18 protein-coding genes, 1 other RNA gene and 1 CRISPR repeat array are annotated in these 17,089 nt (G+C 57.4%); of the genes, 5 read left to right on the top strand and 14 right to left on the bottom strand.

The genetic code is table 11. The annotated features are described in order from the left end of the window. Nucleotides 1-53 precede the first annotated feature (53 nt). The 3 genes from yczR to IEX01_RS01275 all read left to right on the top strand — a co-directional run bounded on the left by yczR (nucleotide 54) and on the right by IEX01_RS01275 (nucleotide 2,448). A complete protein-coding gene (yczR, locus tag IEX01_RS01280; RefSeq protein WP_024561501.1) occupies nucleotides 54-1,478 on the top strand; it encodes a MocR-like transcription factor YczR in 1,425 nt (474 codons plus the stop codon). Between the two features lie 124 nt (nucleotides 1,479-1,602). Beyond that, nucleotides 1,603-1,833 carry a hypothetical protein gene (locus IEX01_RS21475; protein ID WP_229701797.1) on the top strand — a complete coding sequence of 77 codons (231 nt, stop codon included), beginning with the start codon at nucleotides 1,603-1,605 and terminating at the stop codon, nucleotides 1,831-1,833. Nucleotides 1,834-1,887: 54 nt separating this feature from the next. Further along, nucleotides 1,888-2,448: a helix-turn-helix transcriptional regulator gene (locus tag IEX01_RS01275; RefSeq protein WP_188723136.1), complete on the top strand. Its 561-nt coding sequence runs from the start codon at nucleotides 1,888-1,890 to the stop codon at nucleotides 2,446-2,448. A gap of 19 nt (nucleotides 2,449-2,467) precedes the next feature. Here the strand turns inward: IEX01_RS01275 and IEX01_RS21675 are convergent, their stop codons facing one another. The 4 genes from IEX01_RS21675 to IEX01_RS01260 form a co-directional block, all read right to left on the bottom strand. Then, nucleotides 2,468-2,593 (bottom strand): hypothetical protein, encoded by a 126-nt coding sequence (locus IEX01_RS21675; protein ID WP_268237236.1) that lies wholly within the window; start codon nucleotides 2,591-2,593, stop codon nucleotides 2,468-2,470. A 262-nt stretch (nucleotides 2,594-2,855) separates the two neighbouring features. After that, the gene (locus tag IEX01_RS01270; RefSeq protein WP_188723135.1) at nucleotides 2,856-3,077 is read right to left on the bottom strand and encodes a hypothetical protein; all 222 of its coding nucleotides are present in this window, start codon (nucleotides 3,075-3,077) and stop codon (nucleotides 2,856-2,858) included. Continuing rightward, nucleotides 3,074-3,328, bottom strand: coding sequence for a hypothetical protein (locus IEX01_RS01265; protein WP_024561504.1), 255 nt, complete (start codon nucleotides 3,326-3,328; stop codon nucleotides 3,074-3,076). Before IEX01_RS01265 ends, IEX01_RS01270 begins: the two co-directional genes overlap by 4 nt. A 247-nt stretch (nucleotides 3,329-3,575) precedes the next feature. Next, nucleotides 3,576-4,649 carry an SDR family oxidoreductase gene (locus tag IEX01_RS01260; protein WP_188723134.1) on the bottom strand — a complete coding sequence of 358 codons (1,074 nt, stop codon included), beginning with the start codon at nucleotides 4,647-4,649 and terminating at the stop codon, nucleotides 3,576-3,578. Nucleotides 4,650-4,743: 94 nt separating this feature from the next. On the opposite strand from IEX01_RS01260, the gene IEX01_RS01255 reads away from it, so the two are divergent. Then, nucleotides 4,744-5,652: a LysR family transcriptional regulator gene (locus IEX01_RS01255; RefSeq protein WP_024557417.1), complete on the top strand. Its 909-nt coding sequence runs from the start codon at nucleotides 4,744-4,746 to the stop codon at nucleotides 5,650-5,652. A 286-nt stretch (nucleotides 5,653-5,938) separates the two neighbouring features. Here IEX01_RS01255 and IEX01_RS21470 read toward each other — a convergent pair whose 3' ends face one another. From IEX01_RS21470 to ffs, 3 genes are all read right to left on the bottom strand, one after another. Further along, nucleotides 5,939-6,547, bottom strand: coding sequence for an SH3 domain-containing protein (locus IEX01_RS21470; protein ID WP_229701796.1), 609 nt, complete (start codon nucleotides 6,545-6,547; stop codon nucleotides 5,939-5,941). Further along, entirely contained in the window at nucleotides 6,547-6,789 is a 243-nt protein-coding gene (locus tag IEX01_RS01245) for an N-acetylmuramidase domain-containing protein (RefSeq protein ID WP_035888245.1), read from the bottom strand. The genes IEX01_RS21470 and IEX01_RS01245 overlap by 1 nt, the downstream gene beginning before the upstream one ends. 234 nt (nucleotides 6,790-7,023) lie before the next feature. Continuing rightward, nucleotides 7,024-7,120, bottom strand: an RNA gene (ffs, locus tag IEX01_RS01240) — signal recognition particle sRNA small type. Nucleotides 7,121-7,421: 301 nt separating this feature from the next. On the opposite strand from ffs, the gene IEX01_RS01235 reads away from it, so the two are divergent. Next, nucleotides 7,422-7,634, top strand: a complete 213-nt coding sequence (locus tag IEX01_RS01235; RefSeq protein WP_024557422.1) for a helix-turn-helix domain-containing protein — start codon at nucleotides 7,422-7,424, stop codon at nucleotides 7,632-7,634. Nucleotides 7,635-7,795: 161 nt separating this feature from the next. Beyond that, a CRISPR array of direct repeats spans nucleotides 7,796-10,752; the repeat unit is 29 nt; unit sequence CGGTTTATCCCCGCTGGCGCGGGGAACAC. Between the two features lie 96 nt (nucleotides 10,753-10,848). Here IEX01_RS01235 and cas2e read toward each other — a convergent pair. The 7 genes from cas2e to casA are packed head-to-tail and all read right to left on the bottom strand — an operon-like array spanning nucleotide 10,849 to nucleotide 16,713. After that, the gene (cas2e, locus tag IEX01_RS01230; RefSeq protein WP_188723133.1) at nucleotides 10,849-11,142 is read right to left on the bottom strand and encodes a type I-E CRISPR-associated endoribonuclease Cas2e; all 294 of its coding nucleotides are present in this window, start codon (nucleotides 11,140-11,142) and stop codon (nucleotides 10,849-10,851) included. Next, the gene (gene cas1e / locus IEX01_RS01225) at nucleotides 11,142-12,059 is read right to left on the bottom strand and encodes a type I-E CRISPR-associated endonuclease Cas1e (RefSeq protein ID WP_188723132.1); all 918 of its coding nucleotides are present in this window, start codon (nucleotides 12,057-12,059) and stop codon (nucleotides 11,142-11,144) included. The genes cas2e and cas1e overlap by 1 nt, the downstream gene beginning before the upstream one ends. Then, entirely contained in the window at nucleotides 12,056-12,706 is a 651-nt protein-coding gene (gene cas6e, locus IEX01_RS01220; RefSeq protein WP_188723131.1) for a type I-E CRISPR-associated protein Cas6/Cse3/CasE, read from the bottom strand. Before cas6e ends, cas1e begins: the two co-directional genes overlap by 4 nt. After that, complete coding sequence (gene cas5e, locus IEX01_RS01215) at nucleotides 12,688-13,440, bottom strand: type I-E CRISPR-associated protein Cas5/CasD (RefSeq protein ID WP_188723130.1); 753 nt, start codon at nucleotides 13,438-13,440, stop codon at nucleotides 12,688-12,690. The genes cas6e and cas5e overlap by 19 nt, the downstream gene beginning before the upstream one ends. Before the next feature lie 9 nt (nucleotides 13,441-13,449). Beyond that, complete coding sequence (cas7e, locus tag IEX01_RS01210) at nucleotides 13,450-14,523, bottom strand: type I-E CRISPR-associated protein Cas7/Cse4/CasC (protein WP_188723129.1); 1,074 nt, start codon at nucleotides 14,521-14,523, stop codon at nucleotides 13,450-13,452. 12 nt (nucleotides 14,524-14,535) lie between these two features. Continuing rightward, nucleotides 14,536-15,141, bottom strand: coding sequence for a type I-E CRISPR-associated protein Cse2/CasB (gene casB, locus IEX01_RS01205; protein WP_188723128.1), 606 nt, complete (start codon nucleotides 15,139-15,141; stop codon nucleotides 14,536-14,538). Continuing rightward, the gene (gene casA, locus IEX01_RS01200) at nucleotides 15,142-16,713 is read right to left on the bottom strand and encodes a type I-E CRISPR-associated protein Cse1/CasA (RefSeq protein ID WP_188723127.1); all 1,572 of its coding nucleotides are present in this window, start codon (nucleotides 16,711-16,713) and stop codon (nucleotides 15,142-15,144) included. Nucleotides 16,714-17,089: the final 376 nt, after the last annotated feature.

Here is a 17,089-nt window from a genome sequence, read left to right as displayed (position 1 = left end):
TTACGCTTTCCGGCCTTACTATTAAGGTCCAGTTTTCAAAAAGTGGACTGCTTATGAGCCTTCGCCGTACCGCCACTGCCTCTCTGTTGCGCCAGCTTGGCCGCTGGCAGCAGGAAAACAGCCGCGCCCCGGTATACCGCCAGTTGGCGGATGCGCTGCGCCTGCTCATTCTCGACGGCCGCCTGCCGCTGGACAGCCGTTTACCCGGCGAGCGGGAGTTTGCCGCGGCGCTCGACGTGAGCCGCACCACCGTCGCCAGCGCGCTGGGCGTGTTGCGCGATGAAGGTTATTTGACGAGCCGCCATGGCTCCGGTTCCGTGACGCAGTTGCCCGCCAGCCGGGAGCGCATCCCTACCCGCACCGGTGGTACGCCGCTGCTCGATCTCTCTACCGCCGCCCTCAGCGCCGGGCCAGAAATCCATCATGCCTACCAGCAGGCGTTGATAGCGCTGCCGCCGCACCTTGCCAGCACGGGTTATGACCCGCAGGGGATCGCGCCGCTGCGAACCGCCATTGCGCAACGTTACCAGGCTCGCGGTTTGCCGACCACGCCGGAACAGATCATGGTGGTAAACGGTGCGGTCAGCGGCTTCGCACTGGTGTTACGGCTGCTCACAGGCCCCGGCGACAGAGTCGTGGTCGATCACCCCACCTACCCGCTCGCCATCGCCGCCATTCAGGGCGCATCATGCCGTCCGGTGCCCGTCGCGCTGCCGCAAACGGGCTGGGATACCGACGGGCTTGCCGCCACTATCGCCCAGACCTCGCCGCGTCTGGCTTACCTGTTGCCCGATTTTCATAACCCGACCGGACAGTGCATGGATGCGAAAACCCGTGCGCAGGTGGCGCACATCGCCGCCCGTACCCGCACCACGCTTGTGGTGGACGAGACGATGGTTGACCTCTGGTATGACGCGCCGCCCCCGCCACCGCTTGCCGCCTTTGATGAAGATGAGCGGGTGATTACGCTGGGCTCCGCCGGCAAGAGCTTCTGGGGCGGGCTGCGGCTTGGCTGGATCCGCGCCAGCGCGAAAACCATCGCCTCGCTGATTCAGGTGCGCGATACGCTGGACTTAGGCTCGCCCGTGCTTGAGCAACTGGCGGTCGCTTCACTTATCTCCCACAGCGAAGATTTTCTCCCGGCGCGGCGGGCGTGGCTGCGTAAACGCCGGGATGACTGCGCGGCGATGCTGGCGCAGCTTTACCCGAGCTGGCGCACCGTTACGCCGCCGGGCGGCCTCTCTTTCTGGGTGGAATTGCCCGGCGCGTTGGCGACGCGCTTTGCCGCCAGCGCCGAAAACGCCGGCGTTCACCTTGGCGCGGGCACACGCTTCGGCGTAGAGGGCGCTTTTGAGCGTTATCTGCGGCTGCCTTTCACGCATGAGACTGAACTTCTGCGCCAGGCGCTGGAAAGCGTGCAGCCGCTCTGGCTGCAGCTGGAACAAAACGGAAATAATGCGATGCGCCGCGTAGTGTGAACCAGAGCCAGATTCTTTAGTCCGCCGCATTTGCAATGATAGTGAAGAGAGAGGATGCCGTTGACATCCGTCAACAAAATCGTTGACAGGCGTCAACAACACTATCATGATAGGCAGGAGGCTAATGAAGGGACACCCTGATAAAGATATACGGGCAGCCATCGACTATGCGTTGTTAAAAGGCTGGTATTTCGTCCAGGGCGGCAACCGTTCGCATTGCTTCGGACGACTCAAGTGCGGCATACCGGAGCACAGGGATCACATGATGAGCATCTGGTCTACGCCCCGGGACCCACGGCGCCACGCCAGACAGATTATCCGGCTGGTGGAGCGCTGCGAGCCTGTTAAGCATTGAGCGCGACAAGGCGGGGCGACCCGCCTTTTCAACACACTGAAAAAAGAGGGATCTATGGCACTTTACAATTTCACGCTTACCCTGTCTGGCGTCACGTCAGACACCGAAGGGCTTGAGGACGCGCTCTTTGCCAGCGGTTGCGACGATGCGCTTATTTGCTTCTATGGCACGTCGGTCTGGCTGGAGTTTGATCGGGAATGCGACACGTTGAGCAAGGCGGTGCTGAGCGCCATCAGGGATATCGAATCGGCGGGCATTAACGCACGCGTTGAGTCGGTGGATTCTGCACTGGTCGGCCTGAGCGATATTGCCGAACTGACGGGCCTCTCCCGCCAGGCGATAGCGTTGCTGAAAGATGGCGCCCGCGGTTCGCGCAACTTTCCTTCCCCGGTGCAACGCGTAAAGGGGAACTCGCCCCTCTGGCGCTGGAAAACCGTGACGGACTGGCTGGTTAGCGAAGGACGCGTGAAGGCCGATGACCCACTGGTCAGCAATGCGCGGGTGCTCGACAGCCTGAACCTGGCGTTGCAGCTTCGCGCTGCCCGGGAAAGCGACGACGTCACGCGCTATCTTGACCTTCTTAACCACCCGGAGAAACGCTCTGCTTGTTGCTGACATCACCGCCTGGCTCCTTTCAGGCATGCAGAATGTTCAACGTTACCCGGCTTAAAAAGACCGTAAGAATAAACAGCAGCCAGGCGCACCAGACGCCCATGACAACGTTAAGCGTTATCTCACCAAGGGAAAATAAGCGACGCATCACGATACCGGACTCCCGCCACGTTATTGACTGAGAACGAAGCCAGGATAAAACGGCAATGTTGCAGCTAAATGATGGAAGAAAATAAGAAGCGGAAAAACAAATGACGAGCCCGAAGGCTCGTCACAAACAGCATCATCCGTGATGGCACATTGCGAGATGGTGAGGCATGTTTTTATTTTATAGCTGCATCCTGACATCTCAACACGTCGGGGTTATGACGTTTTTATGAAAATAATGCGTCACTATTATTGCATTACCATTACGCCTGACGCGGGATCGGAAACCCTTTCACGGAAATAACAAAAACGCCCTCTTCGCGTTTTATTTTCGCGCCTGCATCGCACCAGTCTGAGGCAATACGAAAAAACTCGTCGCTGCCGATATCCCAACCCAGACGAACATTTTTCACATAGCCCGAGCGCAGGAGTTCACAGGCTTCGCGATAGGTGGAAGCCGTAGGAAGTGTGGTTTGCGTTTTCATTTTTTCTTCTTCAGCAGTTTTCTTAATGCTTTGATCTCTTTGGGATTGAGAGGGGAGATATCCTCTTCTTCGGTATGCTGGTTATCAATATCTTCATGGCCAGGCTCAGGCGATTCATTGGCCGCGAACAGCGCCTGAGAGAGCAGTTTTTCAGTGATGGCGCTGAGGGTTTCGTTGTTTTGCTCAGCATGAAGGCGGATCTGGTCTTTTAACTCTGCGCTAATTTTAACGTTAAGCACCGCTGTACTCATAAGAAAATCCTTTGAGAAGAAAAGCAGGGGGTTATTTAATACCGTAAATAGCTATTAATATCCAGCACTAAGACTTACCTGATTCGATTAAGCGCGCATAACAAAAGAACACAATATTATTATGACAATAGTATGACAGTTAAATGACATTATTAAGACAGGAATAAAGCCAGACAATAAAAAATAAAGGAAGGAGTACATTAGTGAAATTACCGCCCCGCCTGGAAAGGCAGAGCGGTATGCGAGATTACGCCGGGATAAGCTTATCGCGCTTCAGTTGATCAAAGAGCGCGAACAAGTCGTCGCGGGTGCAGTGATAAGCCAGAAAGCCCGCTTTGCGGCTTTTGCTCATGTCGGTGAACACTTCCATCGGGCGGCCAAGGTCGGCATCGGTGTGCCACCAGGAGGCCAGTCGGTTGACGTCCGGTTCACTGAGCTGATGCGCCTGAGCGACCGCTTGCCACAATGCCGGAGCGTTATGGCGCGCCATGCTCGCTTCCAGCGGTTGTTCCGTTTCCGGGAACGGCGCCGCCTCGATACCGAAATAAGCGGCGATTTCTGACCACATCCATTTCCAGCGGAACACATCACCGTTCACGGTGTTGAAATCTTCGTTTTTCGCCGCAGGCGACGTGGCGGCCCACTCCAGCTGCTCGGCAACCAGGCTCGCGCTGCTCATGTCCGTTACGCCATTCCACTGCGCCGCTGAGCCCGGGAAGACAAACGGCAGGCCGTGGAATTTACACAGCGAGGCGTAAACCGCCAGCGTCTGGCCCATGTTCATGGCGTTGCCAATGGCGTAGCCGATGATGGTGTGCGGACGGTGCACGCTCCAGCTGTAGCCATACTTTTGCGCACCGGCGAACATCTCATCTTCCTGAGCGTAATAGAAGTTGGCGACCGGCTGGCGGCCCTGCTCTTCACGAAAGGGGGTGAGCGGCACTTCGCCTTTGCCGTAGGCATCGAACGGGCCGAGGTAGTGCTTCAGGCCGGTGACCAGCGCAACGTGGCTGCCGTTGAGCTTTTCACCCAGCGCCTCGATAACGTTACGCACCATGCCGCCGTTAACGCGAATATTCTCTTCTTCATTCGCCTGGCGCGCCCAGACGCTGAAAAAGAGCGCGTCCGGCGTAATCTCTTTCACCGCCTCTTTTACGGACGATTCAGAAGTGAGATCCGCCGTCAGGGAGTGGCAGCCCTCTGGCACCGGCGTACGCCCGCGCGAAAGGCCATAAACGTCCCAGCCCTGCTCCAGTAACCGTTTCGCCGTAGCGGAACCCACAACGCCGCTGATCCCGGCGATAAGCGCTTTTTTCTGCATTGAACTCTCCTTCAGGTAGTGAGATAAAGCTTAATCGGGAATGTGAGTCTTATCCCGGGTATAAAATCGCGGCATACGGGAAAAATATTCATCAATCATGATTACCGAAGAAAACCTGAAAGGCATAAGCTGCTTTGTCGCGACCGTCGAATGCGGCAGTTTTAGCGCCGCCGCCGGGCGGCTGAACCTTACCGGCTCCGCCGTGAGTAAAAGCGTGGCGCGCCTTGAAAGCCGCCTGGGCTCGCGGCTGCTTGACCGCACCACCCGCCGCATGGCGTTAACTGACGCAGGCCAGGCCTATTACGACACCTGTCAGCGCATCCTGAGCGAGCTCAGCGAAACCGAAGCGATGCTGGCGGCGCAGCGGCGCATTCCCGCAGGCAGATTGCACATCGCCCTGCCGCAGACTTTTGGCCGCAAAGAGGCGATGCCGCTCCTTAACCGCTTCGCCAGCGCCAACCCGGAGCTGCGCCTTACCCTCGCCTTCTCCGACCGTTTTCTCGATCTGTTTGATGAGGGGGTCGATCTCGCCGTGCGCATCGGCGGCCCGCTCGACTATCCGCAGACGCTTTCGTCCATGCTGCTCGGCATGGAAAAGCGCGCCTTCTTCGCTGCGCCTGATTACCTCGAGCGGCATCCGCCGGTGCGCAGCGTGGAAGATTTACCGTCGCATCGGGCGATTGTTTATCAACTGGCGGACGGCAGCCATAAAGCCTGGCGCATTGTGCAGGAGAACGGCCAGGCGGTGGACCGTCCCGCGCCGTGGCGCATGGCGGTAGGCGATGGCGAAGCGCAGCTGTCGGCCGTTAAAGCGGGGCTTGGCGTGGCGCAGATGGCGACCTGGCTTACCCGTGAAGCCGAAGCGGCGGGCGAGCTGGTGCGACTGTTGCCGGAACGAGTCGTGGAAGGCTTGCCGCTGATGCTGGTGTGGCCGCGTAAAAAGACATTAACGCCGAAGATGGAAGCGCTGCTGGAAGCGATGCAGGCGCTAAGGATTGAGTGAGGTAGAAATGGGTGGGGCCCTGCCAGCTAAGGCTAACTCTTACTTTTCAATCAACCAGAAGCATGTGGAACACGGCCTTTGTACCGCCAGATGAAGGCGCACTCAGGCCATCTCTCTTTAATCGTACTTATTAATTGGCTATCTGCTTTCACATTGACGTGGTCTCTGTTTTAGCATCGTAGCTCGGTATTAAGTTCATGCGGGGAAAACAACGGAGTCGCGTAAAAACATTGCCGAAGCGAAAGCGTCGCCCGGCAATATTGAGTTAAGTAAAGAAATAAACCGATCAGGATGCCGGCGGCGTTAACGGCTGAACATCATTGCTATTCACCCAGCCGTGCGTCATTTTTCCGCTGTTGCCGGGATACTCAACCTCTGTCCAGCCGCCCTGGGTTTGTATTACCCCCACCACGTCTCCTTTGACGATCCAGGCTTTACGTCGGGTCGCGGCATCAGGCGTGGAGCTTAGATAAGTCCGTGGGCTGCTTACCTGCATCAGCGTTTGCCAGTGTGTCTGCTGCGTCGTCTCCAGCTCCAGACCTGTCGCAATTTCAGGCATCAGCACATTCATACAACCCGCATGATTTTGCCCATCGGGAATGGCTAATGTGACACCCGTATTATTCGCGGTAATATGGCCCGAGAGTACAGATGAAGACCAGGAAGTGATGCCGTCTGGCTGTTGCGCTGAAACAGGGCCTGCCAGAAAGAAAGTGCAGGTACGTTTCACGCTGTCTTCAGCCGATTCGGAGTAATAGCCGGTTATCTTTCCCGTCGGTGAGACGGCCAGCAGTAAACCTTCATATACGCCAGACTGTAGTGTCGCGGCATACGAAGAAAACACCGCCATTAAGAGTGAAAAACCGCCAACCCTGCGCAACATTTTTGCTTTCATCACCGTCCCTTCTCCAGGTTTTCATACGTTCTGCGAATTTTAACGTCATAATCGCCGAAGTCGCTGCCGTTATAGTTATATGCCATATTGTAAAAGTCCTTATTTACCATTGCCGACAGCAATGCGCTGTTCTTCTTACACAAATGTAAAAAGGCATTTAATTGCTTACCAGCATTTGCCTTCATATCTTTTAAAAATGAGCTGAGATCTTTATAACCGCACGATTCGTAATTAAAGCCCATTCTGCTTTACCTGGTGAACCGACGGCGCTTTTCAATAAAGATGGTAAACGCCTGAGAGAATTATCCATCTCTGAATGCGAACAGATGAAAACATATACGGTTAGTGGGAAACAGCATCTGATGTCGTCAGCAAAAGGCTGGTCGCATCCGGCATGCGTTGATACGCCGCTTGCGTCGTTTCATCAGCAGAATAGAACAGAAAAAGGAATTATTGAGAGCAGAAATGGGTGGGGGCCCTGCCAGCTACATCCCGGCACACACGTCCTTTGCTTTGGCTGCTTCCTTCCGGACCTGACCAGGTAAACAAAGTAGCGTTGCGGGAGAACCAACAGGGCCCCCATTGAGGGCGTCGTTAAACGCGCAGGCGGCATTATGTCGCCTGCCCCCGCCAATTGCAAGCAAGCCCGCGCCGGATGCCGGTTTATTGCGCAGTGGCGACTGCGCTGAAGGGTTTCCGGCAAGCCAAAATCTCAATCTTCTTTGCTCCCTTCCGCTTTGCGAGTCGCCTCGCATTGCCTTTATTTACCCCTGTATCACGCTGCTGTAACATGCTCGCGCCACTGGCAAAATCCAGTGGTCGGGATTTGCAGCCCGCCAACACAGCCAACCTCTTCCATTCATTACTCAGGACTATGACCATGAAACAAGACTGGCATCGGGCGGACATCATTGCAGCCATCAAGAAATCAGGTTCTTCGCTTGCCGCGCTCTCTCGTGAAAACGGACTCTCCTCCTCCACCCTTGCTAACGCCCTGTACCGACACTGGCCGAAAGGGGAACAGATCATCGCCGCAAAAATAAAAACACCGGCCAAAGAGATCTGGCCTTCACGCTACGGTGAATAAAAGCGCTATGCGGCGAACCGCTGGGCTCGCCGCTTTTACATCTTATTTAATGTGACTAAACAAATTTAAAAACCGAATACGATTCCTGTAGTCGGCGTATGGCTTTTCGTTTTGTAAAGCTGATAACACGCCAGCCAGGCGAATGCGATTTCTTTATGAGACGGTTTATCCCCGCTGGCGCGGGGAACACTTTACGTCGTTGGGCCACTCCGAAATATTGGGCGGTTTATCCCCGCTGACGCGGGGAACACGCAGACCTCATCGAGAGTGATGCTGTATTGTTCCGGTTTATCCCCACTGGCGCGGGGAACACTTTTGCCTGTTGTAATTGCGCTTCTACGCAAACGGTTTATCCCCACTGGCACGGGGAACACACCAGGCAATCATGCGCGCCAATGCGCAGGCTCGGTTTATCCCCACTGGCGCGGGGAACACGTCGGTAAGACGCTGAACCGGCTGACCAGCGGCGGTTTATCCCCGCTGGCGCGGGGAACACCAGATAGCAGTATTCTTTGGCAGCGATGTGTGCGGTTTATCCCCGCTGGCGCGGGGAACACGATTTATTGTATCCCGGCGATCCGGTGATGAGCGGTTTATCCCCGCTGGCGCGGGGAACACACTCCGCCGCTGCGGCGGGTGTGGCAAAACTACGGTTTATCCCCGCTGGCGCGGGGAACACTTATAAAGGCCGCGAATCTTTACCGGTCAAACCGGTTTATCCCCGCTGGCGCGGGGAACACAGTTAAGAGACAAGCCGCGTCATAGCTATCGTCGGTTTATCCCCGCTGGCGCGGGGAACACTCAATCCAGCAAATGTCGACACCCTCAATAGACGGTTTATCCCCGCTGGCGCGGGGAACACACGTTGATATCTATCCAACCCAGCGCGGTTTCCGGTTTATCCCCGCTGGCGCGGGGAACATCATCACATCAATTTTTGTTTCGGGTAAATTCACGGTTTATCCCCGCTGGCGCGGGGAACACGATTTTTTCCCTTTCGCGGCCGTGGCATCCAGCGGTTTATCCCCGCTGGCGCGGGGAACACTGCGATTTATTCTGGACTGTCCAAAAAGGCCGCGGTTATCCCCGCTGGCGCGGGGAACACATTTCCGGGGCGGTTTCACGGAGATAGCTTTCCGGTTTATCCCCGCTGGCGCGGGGAACACCTACAGAAGACCAAAGGGATCAGCAAAATGGACGGTTTATCCCCGCTGGCGCGGGGAACACCAGTAGTTTTATCGAGTATAGAGATCAAGACGCGGTTTATCCCCGCTGGCGCGGGGAACACTCCGTGGTATTCCGATCCGCGAATGCGACGCGCGGTTTATCCCCGCTGGCGCGGGGAACACTTCAAAGTCGGCAATCACCTTGGCAAACCACACGGTTTATCCCCGCTGGCGCGGGGAACACGTAAAGCGCTGTGCATCTGATCATTCAGGGGGCGGTTTATCCCCGCTGGCGCGGGGAACACCTTGCCAGCCACCCGTACGCCACATGGGGCAGCGGTTTATCCCCGCTGGCGCGGGGAACACCTTCATTTTTTCTGGCTCGCTGCCAGACCATCCGGTTTATCCCCGCTGGCGCGGGGAACACGCGCAGGAAGAAGTCATTACCCGCGGAATAACCGGTTTATCCCCGCTGGCGCGGGGAACACGCGTGTGGGCTTGCTGCGTGGCTCGGCGTGGACGGTTTATCCCCGCTGGCGCGGGGAACACCGAACCTCTGGCTCTTTGCCATGCGGCTGCGGCGGTTTATCCCCGCTGGCGCGGGGAACACCTACGCGCCCCTATTGGCGCAACCCTAACAGACGGTTTATCCCCGCTGGCGCGGGGAACACAAGATCGTTGCTATATCGGTGCATACGGTTGCCGGTTTATCCCCGCTGGCGCGGGGAACACGCGGCGCGGCTAACCACTGGAATTACAACCATCGGTTTATCCCCGCTGGCGCGGGGAACACATCCAGAAGATTTTTATTATCTCGCTTATCTCCGGTTTATCCCCGCTGGCGCGGGGAACACTTTTGTGCATTGGTGGGGTTTTGGGATTTGACCGGTTTATCCCCGCTGGCGCGGGGAACACTTCATTTCCAGCGCTTCGGCGTGGACTCTCTCCGGTTTATCCCCGCTGGCGCGGGGAACACGCGTACCTGGAGCAGCAGCACCCCAACGGCGGCGGTTTATCCCCGCTGGCGCGGGGAACACGCCTCGCGTAGCTCCAGTTCGACGTCTGTTCTCGGTTTATCCCCGCTGGCGCGGGGAACACTCCGTAGTATGATTTTACAGAGGGGCTGTATCCGGTTTATCCCCGCTGGCGCGGGGAACACCATGTGGTCGCCGGATTTTTTTACGTAGCGCTCGGTTTATCCCCGCTGGCGCGGGGAACACCCAACCCAGGCCCTTATTAAACCGCCAGCAGCCGGTTTATCCCCGCTGGCGCGGGGAACACCTGCAACCGGGGTCTATCCCGATAATCACGCCCGGTTTATCCCCGCTGGCGCGGGGAACACGGAAAATCAACCTGCCGCGAGATTGCGGCGCGCGGTTTATCCCCGCTGGCGCGGGGAACACGAATCTGTCGCAAGCTGGAAGCGGTCGCCCTCCGGTTTATCCCCGCTGGCGCGGGGAACACGCGTCATTCAGAGCCTCAAGAAGAGCTTCGCGCGGTTTATCCCCGCTGGCGCGGGGAACACTAACTTCGCTTTTGAGTCGCCCACAATGCACACGGTTTATCCCCGCTGGCGCGGGGAACACTTTTTAACGTAGTTATACGTTAGTGCAGACGTCGGTTTATCCCCGCTGGCGCGGGGAACACTTATGCGCTCAAAGGAACCCCAGCCACCGACGCGGTTTATCCCCGCTGGCGCGGGGAACACGTCTAAAGAACCTGCCACTGTCTGATAGAACGCGGTTTATCCCCGCTGGCGCGGGGAACACACCATATTAGAAACAGATTGGCGGTTCGAAACCGGTTTATCCCCGCTGGCGCGGGGAACACTATCTCTGTCTTCGTCCTGTAAAATTTCCTCGCGGTTTATCCCCGCTGGCGCGGGGAACACATCCGGTAGATGACGCAAAGTCAATATTTATACGGTTTATCCCCGCTGGCGCGGGGAACACACTTAAACTATACAATTGTTTTTTATCGTCTTTTTTGACAGACAACAATCTACCAACCTTTTAATTACATCTCCATATTATTAAAGAGCAAATAACCTACTGATTTTCCTGAGGTAAAAAAGAAACCAGCCGCAGGCCATCGAGATCTACCGGCACACGTCGGTTAGCCCCGTAAGTTTGAAAATCAAAACCCGATTCGTTATTTGTCGCCCAGGCCATCACCACATTTCCCGCTTCCGCCAGTTCCGTAATCTGGTGCCAGATCATCTCGCGAACGCGACGAGAAACATCGCCAACGTAAACCCCGGCGCGCAGCTCAAGCAGCCAGACGGCGAGCCTTCCACGCAACCGGGGCGGCACGCTTTCCGTCACCACAACCAGCATGCTCATTAACGACTCCTGAACCCGGCTTCCGCCAGCGATTCCGCTTCCGGAATAGCGGGTGGAAGCATATCGGCGGCAGGCTGCGGCGGTTCAATTTCACCTGCCGACAACACCTCTTCAATAAGCGGGATCAATTTGCCGGTAAGCTTTTCACTGCGGAAAATATCGCGACAAGCCAGACGCACTTCACGATCCGGCTGATCGGGATGACGAGCGGCGATCTCAAACGCTTTCGGCACCACAGCTTCAAACTTGATGATGTCTGCAATGTCATAAACAAAAGAGAGCGGTTTGCCGCTGTGAATAAAACCTATTGCCGGGGCGTAACCCGCCGCCAGCACCGCCGCTTCCGTAATGCCATAGAGGCAAGAGGTGGCTGCGCTGATGCATTGATTAACCACATCGCCTTTCTCCCACGCCTTTGGATCGTACCGGCGTCCGTTCCACTTCACGCCGTAGCGCTTTGCCAACAGAGCGTAGGTCTGGCGCACCCTCGCGCCTTCAATACCGCGCAGTTGCTCAACCGAACGCCGCGCGGGCGGTGGCTCGCCAAAGCGCAGCTCATACATTTTGCGCACCACCTTTAGCCGCAAGGTCTCATCCAGCGCAAGCTTCGCCTGGTAAAGCAGCTTGTCCGCCCGCGCCCCGCCGGGCTGGCCTGAAGCGTAAAGCCGAACGCCCGCTTCGCCCACCCACACCAGCAATGTGCCTACCTGCGAAGCCAGCCGCACCGCCGCGTGAGAAATACGCGTTCCCGGCTCCAGCATAATGCAGGCGACCGAACCCACCGGCACATGGGTACGTATCCCGGTTTTGTCGACCAGCACAAAGGCGCCGTCCAGTACGTCGAGCTGACCGTACTGAAGAAAAATCAGGGAGGTGCGATCCTTAAGCGGAACAGGGTTTAACGGAACGAAGCTCATTCCCGCCGATCCGGTTTGATGAGCATCAGGCCGCAGCCAAAGGCGCGACATTTGCCGAACCCTAGCGCCATCCGTTCCAGGAAGAACGCTGGCTGGGTCACGCGCAGCACGCCTTCAAAATCCACGCTGCTGAACTGAATAAGCTCCCCACGGGATTTGACGATCTGCTGCTGTCGGTAAGCCGCAACGTTTGCCTGTTCAACACAAAAGCCGCTTTGCTCGCCCTGCGCGACAAGCCACGCCAGCGCCGCCTGTTCCTGACTGGCCCAGAGCGCGTTATCGCCCTCGCCGCGCCGCCATTCGCGTTTAGCGTTCATCAACACGTCGTGCCGCTTACCGTTGCGGGTTATCACCGGGTTCGCCCGCAGCGTGAAACGCAGCGTGATGCCCTCCTCAACAGACGGAGCGAAGGGCCGCGTCTGCACATCAAAAAGCGGATGATCAACCTGCGGCGCGGTGGCGGAAAGCAGGTAAAAACAGAACCCCTCCTGCAGCGCTTCACGGCGATAAAGATACTGCCGCTGCGCCCCGCCAGGGAAAAGCTCCCACAGCCACTGGTGCATGACGTACTCGCCGCGCGCCATCATCTCCATCAGCCTTTCAGGGGTAAGCCTGGCGGTGGGGAGCATTATTTTTGAGAGGTACATGGCGCCTCCTGCGTCAGTCGTCCTTGTTTTACGGTTCGGGTATCGAAATCCCAGCGCCTGCGGCTCTGCGGCTGGTCACGCCAGGTCTGGAGTTCGTCAGCCTTAAGTCCGTCGTGGTCGCCCTCCCACCAGATCTGCGGATGAAACTGCGCAAGTTGTTTTAGCGCCGGACAAAGCTCACCTAACGCGGCGCCGTAGCGCGCCAGCGCCTCGCGCAGCACCGACGCCGCCTCGCCTTCGCACAGCTGCGGCCAGAGCGGCAGCCCGAGCGGGTGGCTTTTACGGCCGAGACAGAGCGGAAACACAGGCGCCAGCAAAGCCGCCTGTAACGCCTCCAGCGTGTAAGGCGCGCCAGGGGTTGCCGCCACCGCAACCAGCCAGTAGCCGTCGGTGTAGTAGTCGCGGCGGGAAAGCGTGGTTTCGAGCACGAGCTTGTCACGCAGTTCGTCTTTGCGGGTGAAATAACGGACCTTGCGCGCCTCGCGCGGCACCTGAACCGTATGGTAATCCCGCGCCCAGACGGTAGACTTCCCGGCGCAGACGATAAACTGATAATGCTGATTAAGCATGTTCAGCGCCGCGTCATCATCGCGCCGGATGCCGAGGGCGGCGGCAAGCAGCCCCAGCAGCGCCGAACGCCCCGGCAGCGCGCGCGTATGCCGCACTTCGCCAACGGCAATCTCCCCCCAGGAGGCCATTGCCCCCTGGAGCTGGAAAATAAGATAGCGGTTCATGGTCGCCCCTTAAGCGCTGATAAAATCCAGCAGTTGCGCGACGGAACCTTCGCCTTTCACGCCGCATAAGGTCGCGCACGGCGTTTTTTCGCTCCCATAGACTTTATTCATGTTGTCGCGAAGCGTCGTGATGCGGCGCACCGCCTCTTCCAGTTGGTTATTGCCGGTCACCGGCTCCCAGAACGCGGCGGCCAGCGAGCGCGGCTGCTCTTTGCTTTTTTCCGCCAGCGCCCAGCTGGCGTATGCGCGGGAGGCGAAGCTGTTTTGCTTGCCGGTCGGGGAGATTTTCAGCGTACATTCGCCAAGCGCGCGCAGCGTTTTCGCCAGCAGCTGTTCGTCGCCGTTAAGGTTTTCCAGCAGGCGATCGCGGTCGATACATATATAGGTGTAAAACAGCGCCGAACCAAAACCGAGCTCGCCGATATGGCCTGCGCCTGCATCCTGCGCCGATGCCTGACGCAGATCGTCAACAGCCGTGAAGAAATCGTCCTCCATCAGGGTCTCGCCCACGCCGAATGCGTGGGCCACTTGACATGCAGCCTCGATGTTATACTCCGGCGTTGAAGCGAGCATGCGGCCAAACAGCGCGATATCGACGGCCATGGCGTCTTTACGCAGGAAGGAAAGTTCATCCGGCGCCGGAGCGCGTTTTTCTTCTGCCAGCATGCGGGCCAGCGCCTGCACTGCCTGCATCTCAAGCGGGCTGATATGCGCCAGCTGTTCAGTCTCGGTATTGATAAGCGGATCTTTATCGATTTTTGTCTTGTCTTTCTCGTTTTTCACCTTGCCAAAGCAACCGGCGATAGCGCCGCCCCACTCAATGGCTTTTGGCTGCGAAACGCCGCCATCCAGCATAATTTCCGCCGCCTCGCGGCCAATACGCGCGGTGCGGGTGCCGATATGTCCAGCCAGCGCCTCCTCAAACAGCGCGGACGTACGCCAGGCGCGCTTGAGGCTTTGCGAAGAAATACGCAGGCGCGACGCGCCGCCGATAGTAACGGTTTTCGGCGCGCCGGTGTCGTCGCGGTTCAGGTTGGCGGCTGGGTAGGCGGTTAACAGATGAAGCTGAATAAATGTGGTCATAGCGAATGTTCCTTATTCCTGAGTGGCGGCCATATCGGCCGGTAAAGTGGTATCGACGGCATCCGGAGCGTCTGACGGGGCGCCCGCCATGTAATAGTCGAGCGCCCAGCGCACGCGAATGTATTCGGTTGGAGTGCGCTTTTGCGCCGCGTGGCGCGCGTGCGCGTCTTCTTCCGCGCACCAGCGAAACACGCCTTCGGCGAGATCGGGCAGATTGACCGTGCCGCCAAGCAACTGCACCGCGCGACGCAGCTGGCGGAACAGTTCTTCCTGGGTTCGCGCCTGGCTCAGCCGCCGAAAGCGCAGTTCAGACATCACCGGGTTATTGCCATTGGTTTGCCCGAGCTGCGCGGCGAAAGGCTGACGTGTTTCAATGGTTTTAACGTGTGCGGCCAGTGCTGCGACAATGCCGAGCGCGCAAAAACGCCACTCGCGCCCCGGTACGTTCCAGAGCGAGGGGAGACGTGCAACCAATACTCTAAACCCTTCGCTGAGCCAGACGTCGGAAAGCGTATGGCTGCGCCGCAAGCTGGCGCGCAATCGTCGTCCCTGTTGCTCATTAATCAGCGAATGCCACTTCAGCAGCGATTCGCGGTGCGCCTGCGATAACATGCTCACTTAATTTGCCTCCTGCGTTTTTTTAGCCCGCGCGCCTTTCCCGCCAGGCTTAACTTTCGTCTGCGTGAAAAATTTCTTGCGCGCTTTCATGATGTCTGAGAATTCTGTGCGCTCTTGCGGATTGGTCAGGGCGCGATCGTCGAAGTAGTGGCGCGTAAAGCGCCAGATGTCGCTGTTCCAGGCGCTGAGCAGCGCGCGGTTGTCGCCCGTCTCGTCGGCTTTCACCGCCTCGACCAGCGCCAGAAACCGCGGCTGCGTCTGCTGCCAGAAATCGATGTCAATAAAACTGAAATCACCGCGCACGGTGGCATTCTCGCCGTACCAGGCTTCTTTCAGAGCGCTGCGCAACAGGCTGAGCATTCGGGTCGCAAAACGGGCGGCGTCGCTCAGCGTCTGGCGGATAAATGGCAATTTCTCTTCGGGGGTCTGTAGAAAAGGTAAATGATGCTCGTACCAGCAGCGGGCCTTCATGTTGTCGAAGTCATAACCAAAGCACCACAGGCCGGTTTGCGCGCCTTCCAGCCGCTTTTGCTGGCGAATTTTGATAATGCTGGCGGGCTGCTCGTAATTATTTTCGCTTTCGCTCTCCATCATCAATCCCAGCCAGTCGCGCCAGAGCAGACCGCCCGGCTGCGCTTTCAGTGAGAACATCTCCCCGCCCTCTTTTTTAGGAACGCGATGCGGCGTAAGCGGATGTACCCAGCCGACGTAGTTGATGCCGTAGTTTTTTACTGTCATCGCCGTTAACAACGCGTCGCCCGGTTCACCACAGAGATCGCAGGCGCCCTGCTGCGTGGCGGAAAAATCAATACGGATACGGCGCGGCATGCCCCAGAATGCCTGAAGCGCGTCGGCCTGTTCCGGGGTCACGATATCGCTCGCCTTTTCGCTGGTGCGGGTCGGCGCAAGCCAGGGAAATACGCAGGCGTCATAGTTTGCGGGCAGCGGCATATGGCTTTCACGCTGCGGCATTACGTTGAGCCACAGCCTGCGCCACAGCGGCGCGGGCTCGCCGTTATAGCGGTGCAATTCCAGCAGCGTGGTCATCGGCCCACCGCCGCGCAGCCCGGTGCGGTAGCCTTTGCCGCCTGAAGGCGCATTTAATTGCAGTGAAAAGAGCGCCAGCGCGGCACAGTGCGGGCAAAGCTTCTCCGTCACACCACGCTTAATAAAGTGGTCTTTATTCAGCCTCAGCGTCTGGGCGCCGGGCGTTTCCGGCAGCAGCAGCGCCAGCGAGACGCTTTCGCCATCAAGCGGTTCGAAATCCTGCATAAACGAGGGCGTGCCAGGCCCGAATTCAAACAGCGGCTCTAGCGGCGTGAGGGCATTGCGGATCATCCCGGTTGTTAACCCCTCTTCCCAGATATCCTCCCAGCCTTCCTTGTCCTTCGGCGCCAGTGCGGTTTGCAGCACGCCGAGCAGAAACTGCCAGGCGGCGCCCTGAAAGTCGGGGCGGGGTAAAACCAGCTCCATAATATTTTCATCGGCCAGTTCCATCGGCGCGATTTTTCCATGGCCGCCATCGCGGTAAATAACGGGTAGCCATTTTGTGGTGAGCAAATTGAAATGCATTTAACCTCCTTGATATACAGGCCGTCCGTGGCCTCGCAGTCCGTTAGATATTATTTACGACAAAGGAAAACATGAGCACCACTGTCAACTCCAGCCTCGTAAATATACGAAGCTTACACGCCCACTTTCTGATATGAGCAAAACGAAAAATAAGATTCATCAATATCTCAGGGAAAAAATTAACCCGCCAAACAGATACCCCTAAAGAGGTAGACAATCATAACCCTCAAATTTTCAATGACAATAAGAACTCTTTGATAGAAAGAGCAATTAGGAATAGATAAATAGTTTAGAAAATAACATCCGATAGAATGTGCAGGTTCCCTGATTCCGGGATAAACCCACAATAAGAACACTTGGTATTCGTTCCCCGCGA

The organism is Franconibacter daqui (assembly GCF_014644275.1).
Classification (GTDB): Bacteria; Pseudomonadota; Gammaproteobacteria; order Enterobacterales; family Enterobacteriaceae; genus Franconibacter; species Franconibacter pulveris.
Note: the sequence above shows the minus strand (reverse complement) of the source record. Positions and strands in the feature narration are given on the sequence as shown.

What these genes read in the sequence shown, in the direction of transcription:
- IEX01_RS01265 (WP_024561504.1), bottom strand. Translation starts at nt 3,328, where the DNA reads ATGAGTACAGCGGTGCTTAACGTTAAAATTAGCGCAGAGTTAAAAGAC.
- casA (WP_188723127.1), bottom strand. Translation starts at nt 16,713, where the DNA reads ATGCATTTCAATTTGCTCACCACAAAATGGCTACCCGTTATTTACCGC.
- yczR (WP_024561501.1), top strand. Translation starts at nt 54, where the DNA reads ATGAGCCTTCGCCGTACCGCCACTGCCTCTCTGTTGCGCCAGCTTGGC.
- IEX01_RS21675 (WP_268237236.1), bottom strand. Translation starts at nt 2,593, where the DNA reads ATGCGTCGCTTATTTTCCCTTGGTGAGATAACGCTTAACGTTGTCATG.
- cas2e (WP_188723133.1), bottom strand. Translation starts at nt 11,142, where the DNA reads ATGAGCATGCTGGTTGTGGTGACGGAAAGCGTGCCGCCCCGGTTGCGT.
- cas5e (WP_188723130.1), bottom strand. Translation starts at nt 13,440, where the DNA reads ATGAACCGCTATCTTATTTTCCAGCTCCAGGGGGCAATGGCCTCCTGG.
- IEX01_RS21470 (WP_229701796.1), bottom strand. Translation starts at nt 6,547, where the DNA reads ATGAAAGCAAAAATGTTGCGCAGGGTTGGCGGTTTTTCACTCTTAATG.
- IEX01_RS01245 (WP_035888245.1), bottom strand. Translation starts at nt 6,789, where the DNA reads ATGGGCTTTAATTACGAATCGTGCGGTTATAAAGATCTCAGCTCATTT.
- IEX01_RS01260 (WP_188723134.1), bottom strand. Translation starts at nt 4,649, where the DNA reads ATGCAGAAAAAAGCGCTTATCGCCGGGATCAGCGGCGTTGTGGGTTCC.
- IEX01_RS21475 (WP_229701797.1), top strand. Translation starts at nt 1,603, where the DNA reads ATGAAGGGACACCCTGATAAAGATATACGGGCAGCCATCGACTATGCG.
- IEX01_RS01270 (WP_188723135.1), bottom strand. Translation starts at nt 3,077, where the DNA reads ATGAAAACGCAAACCACACTTCCTACGGCTTCCACCTATCGCGAAGCC.
- cas1e (WP_188723132.1), bottom strand. Translation starts at nt 12,059, where the DNA reads ATGAGCTTCGTTCCGTTAAACCCTGTTCCGCTTAAGGATCGCACCTCC.
- IEX01_RS01235 (WP_024557422.1), top strand. Translation starts at nt 7,422, where the DNA reads ATGACCATGAAACAAGACTGGCATCGGGCGGACATCATTGCAGCCATC.
- IEX01_RS01275 (WP_188723136.1), top strand. Translation starts at nt 1,888, where the DNA reads ATGGCACTTTACAATTTCACGCTTACCCTGTCTGGCGTCACGTCAGAC.
- cas6e (WP_188723131.1), bottom strand. Translation starts at nt 12,706, where the DNA reads ATGTACCTCTCAAAAATAATGCTCCCCACCGCCAGGCTTACCCCTGAA.
- cas7e (WP_188723129.1), bottom strand. Translation starts at nt 14,523, where the DNA reads ATGACCACATTTATTCAGCTTCATCTGTTAACCGCCTACCCAGCCGCC.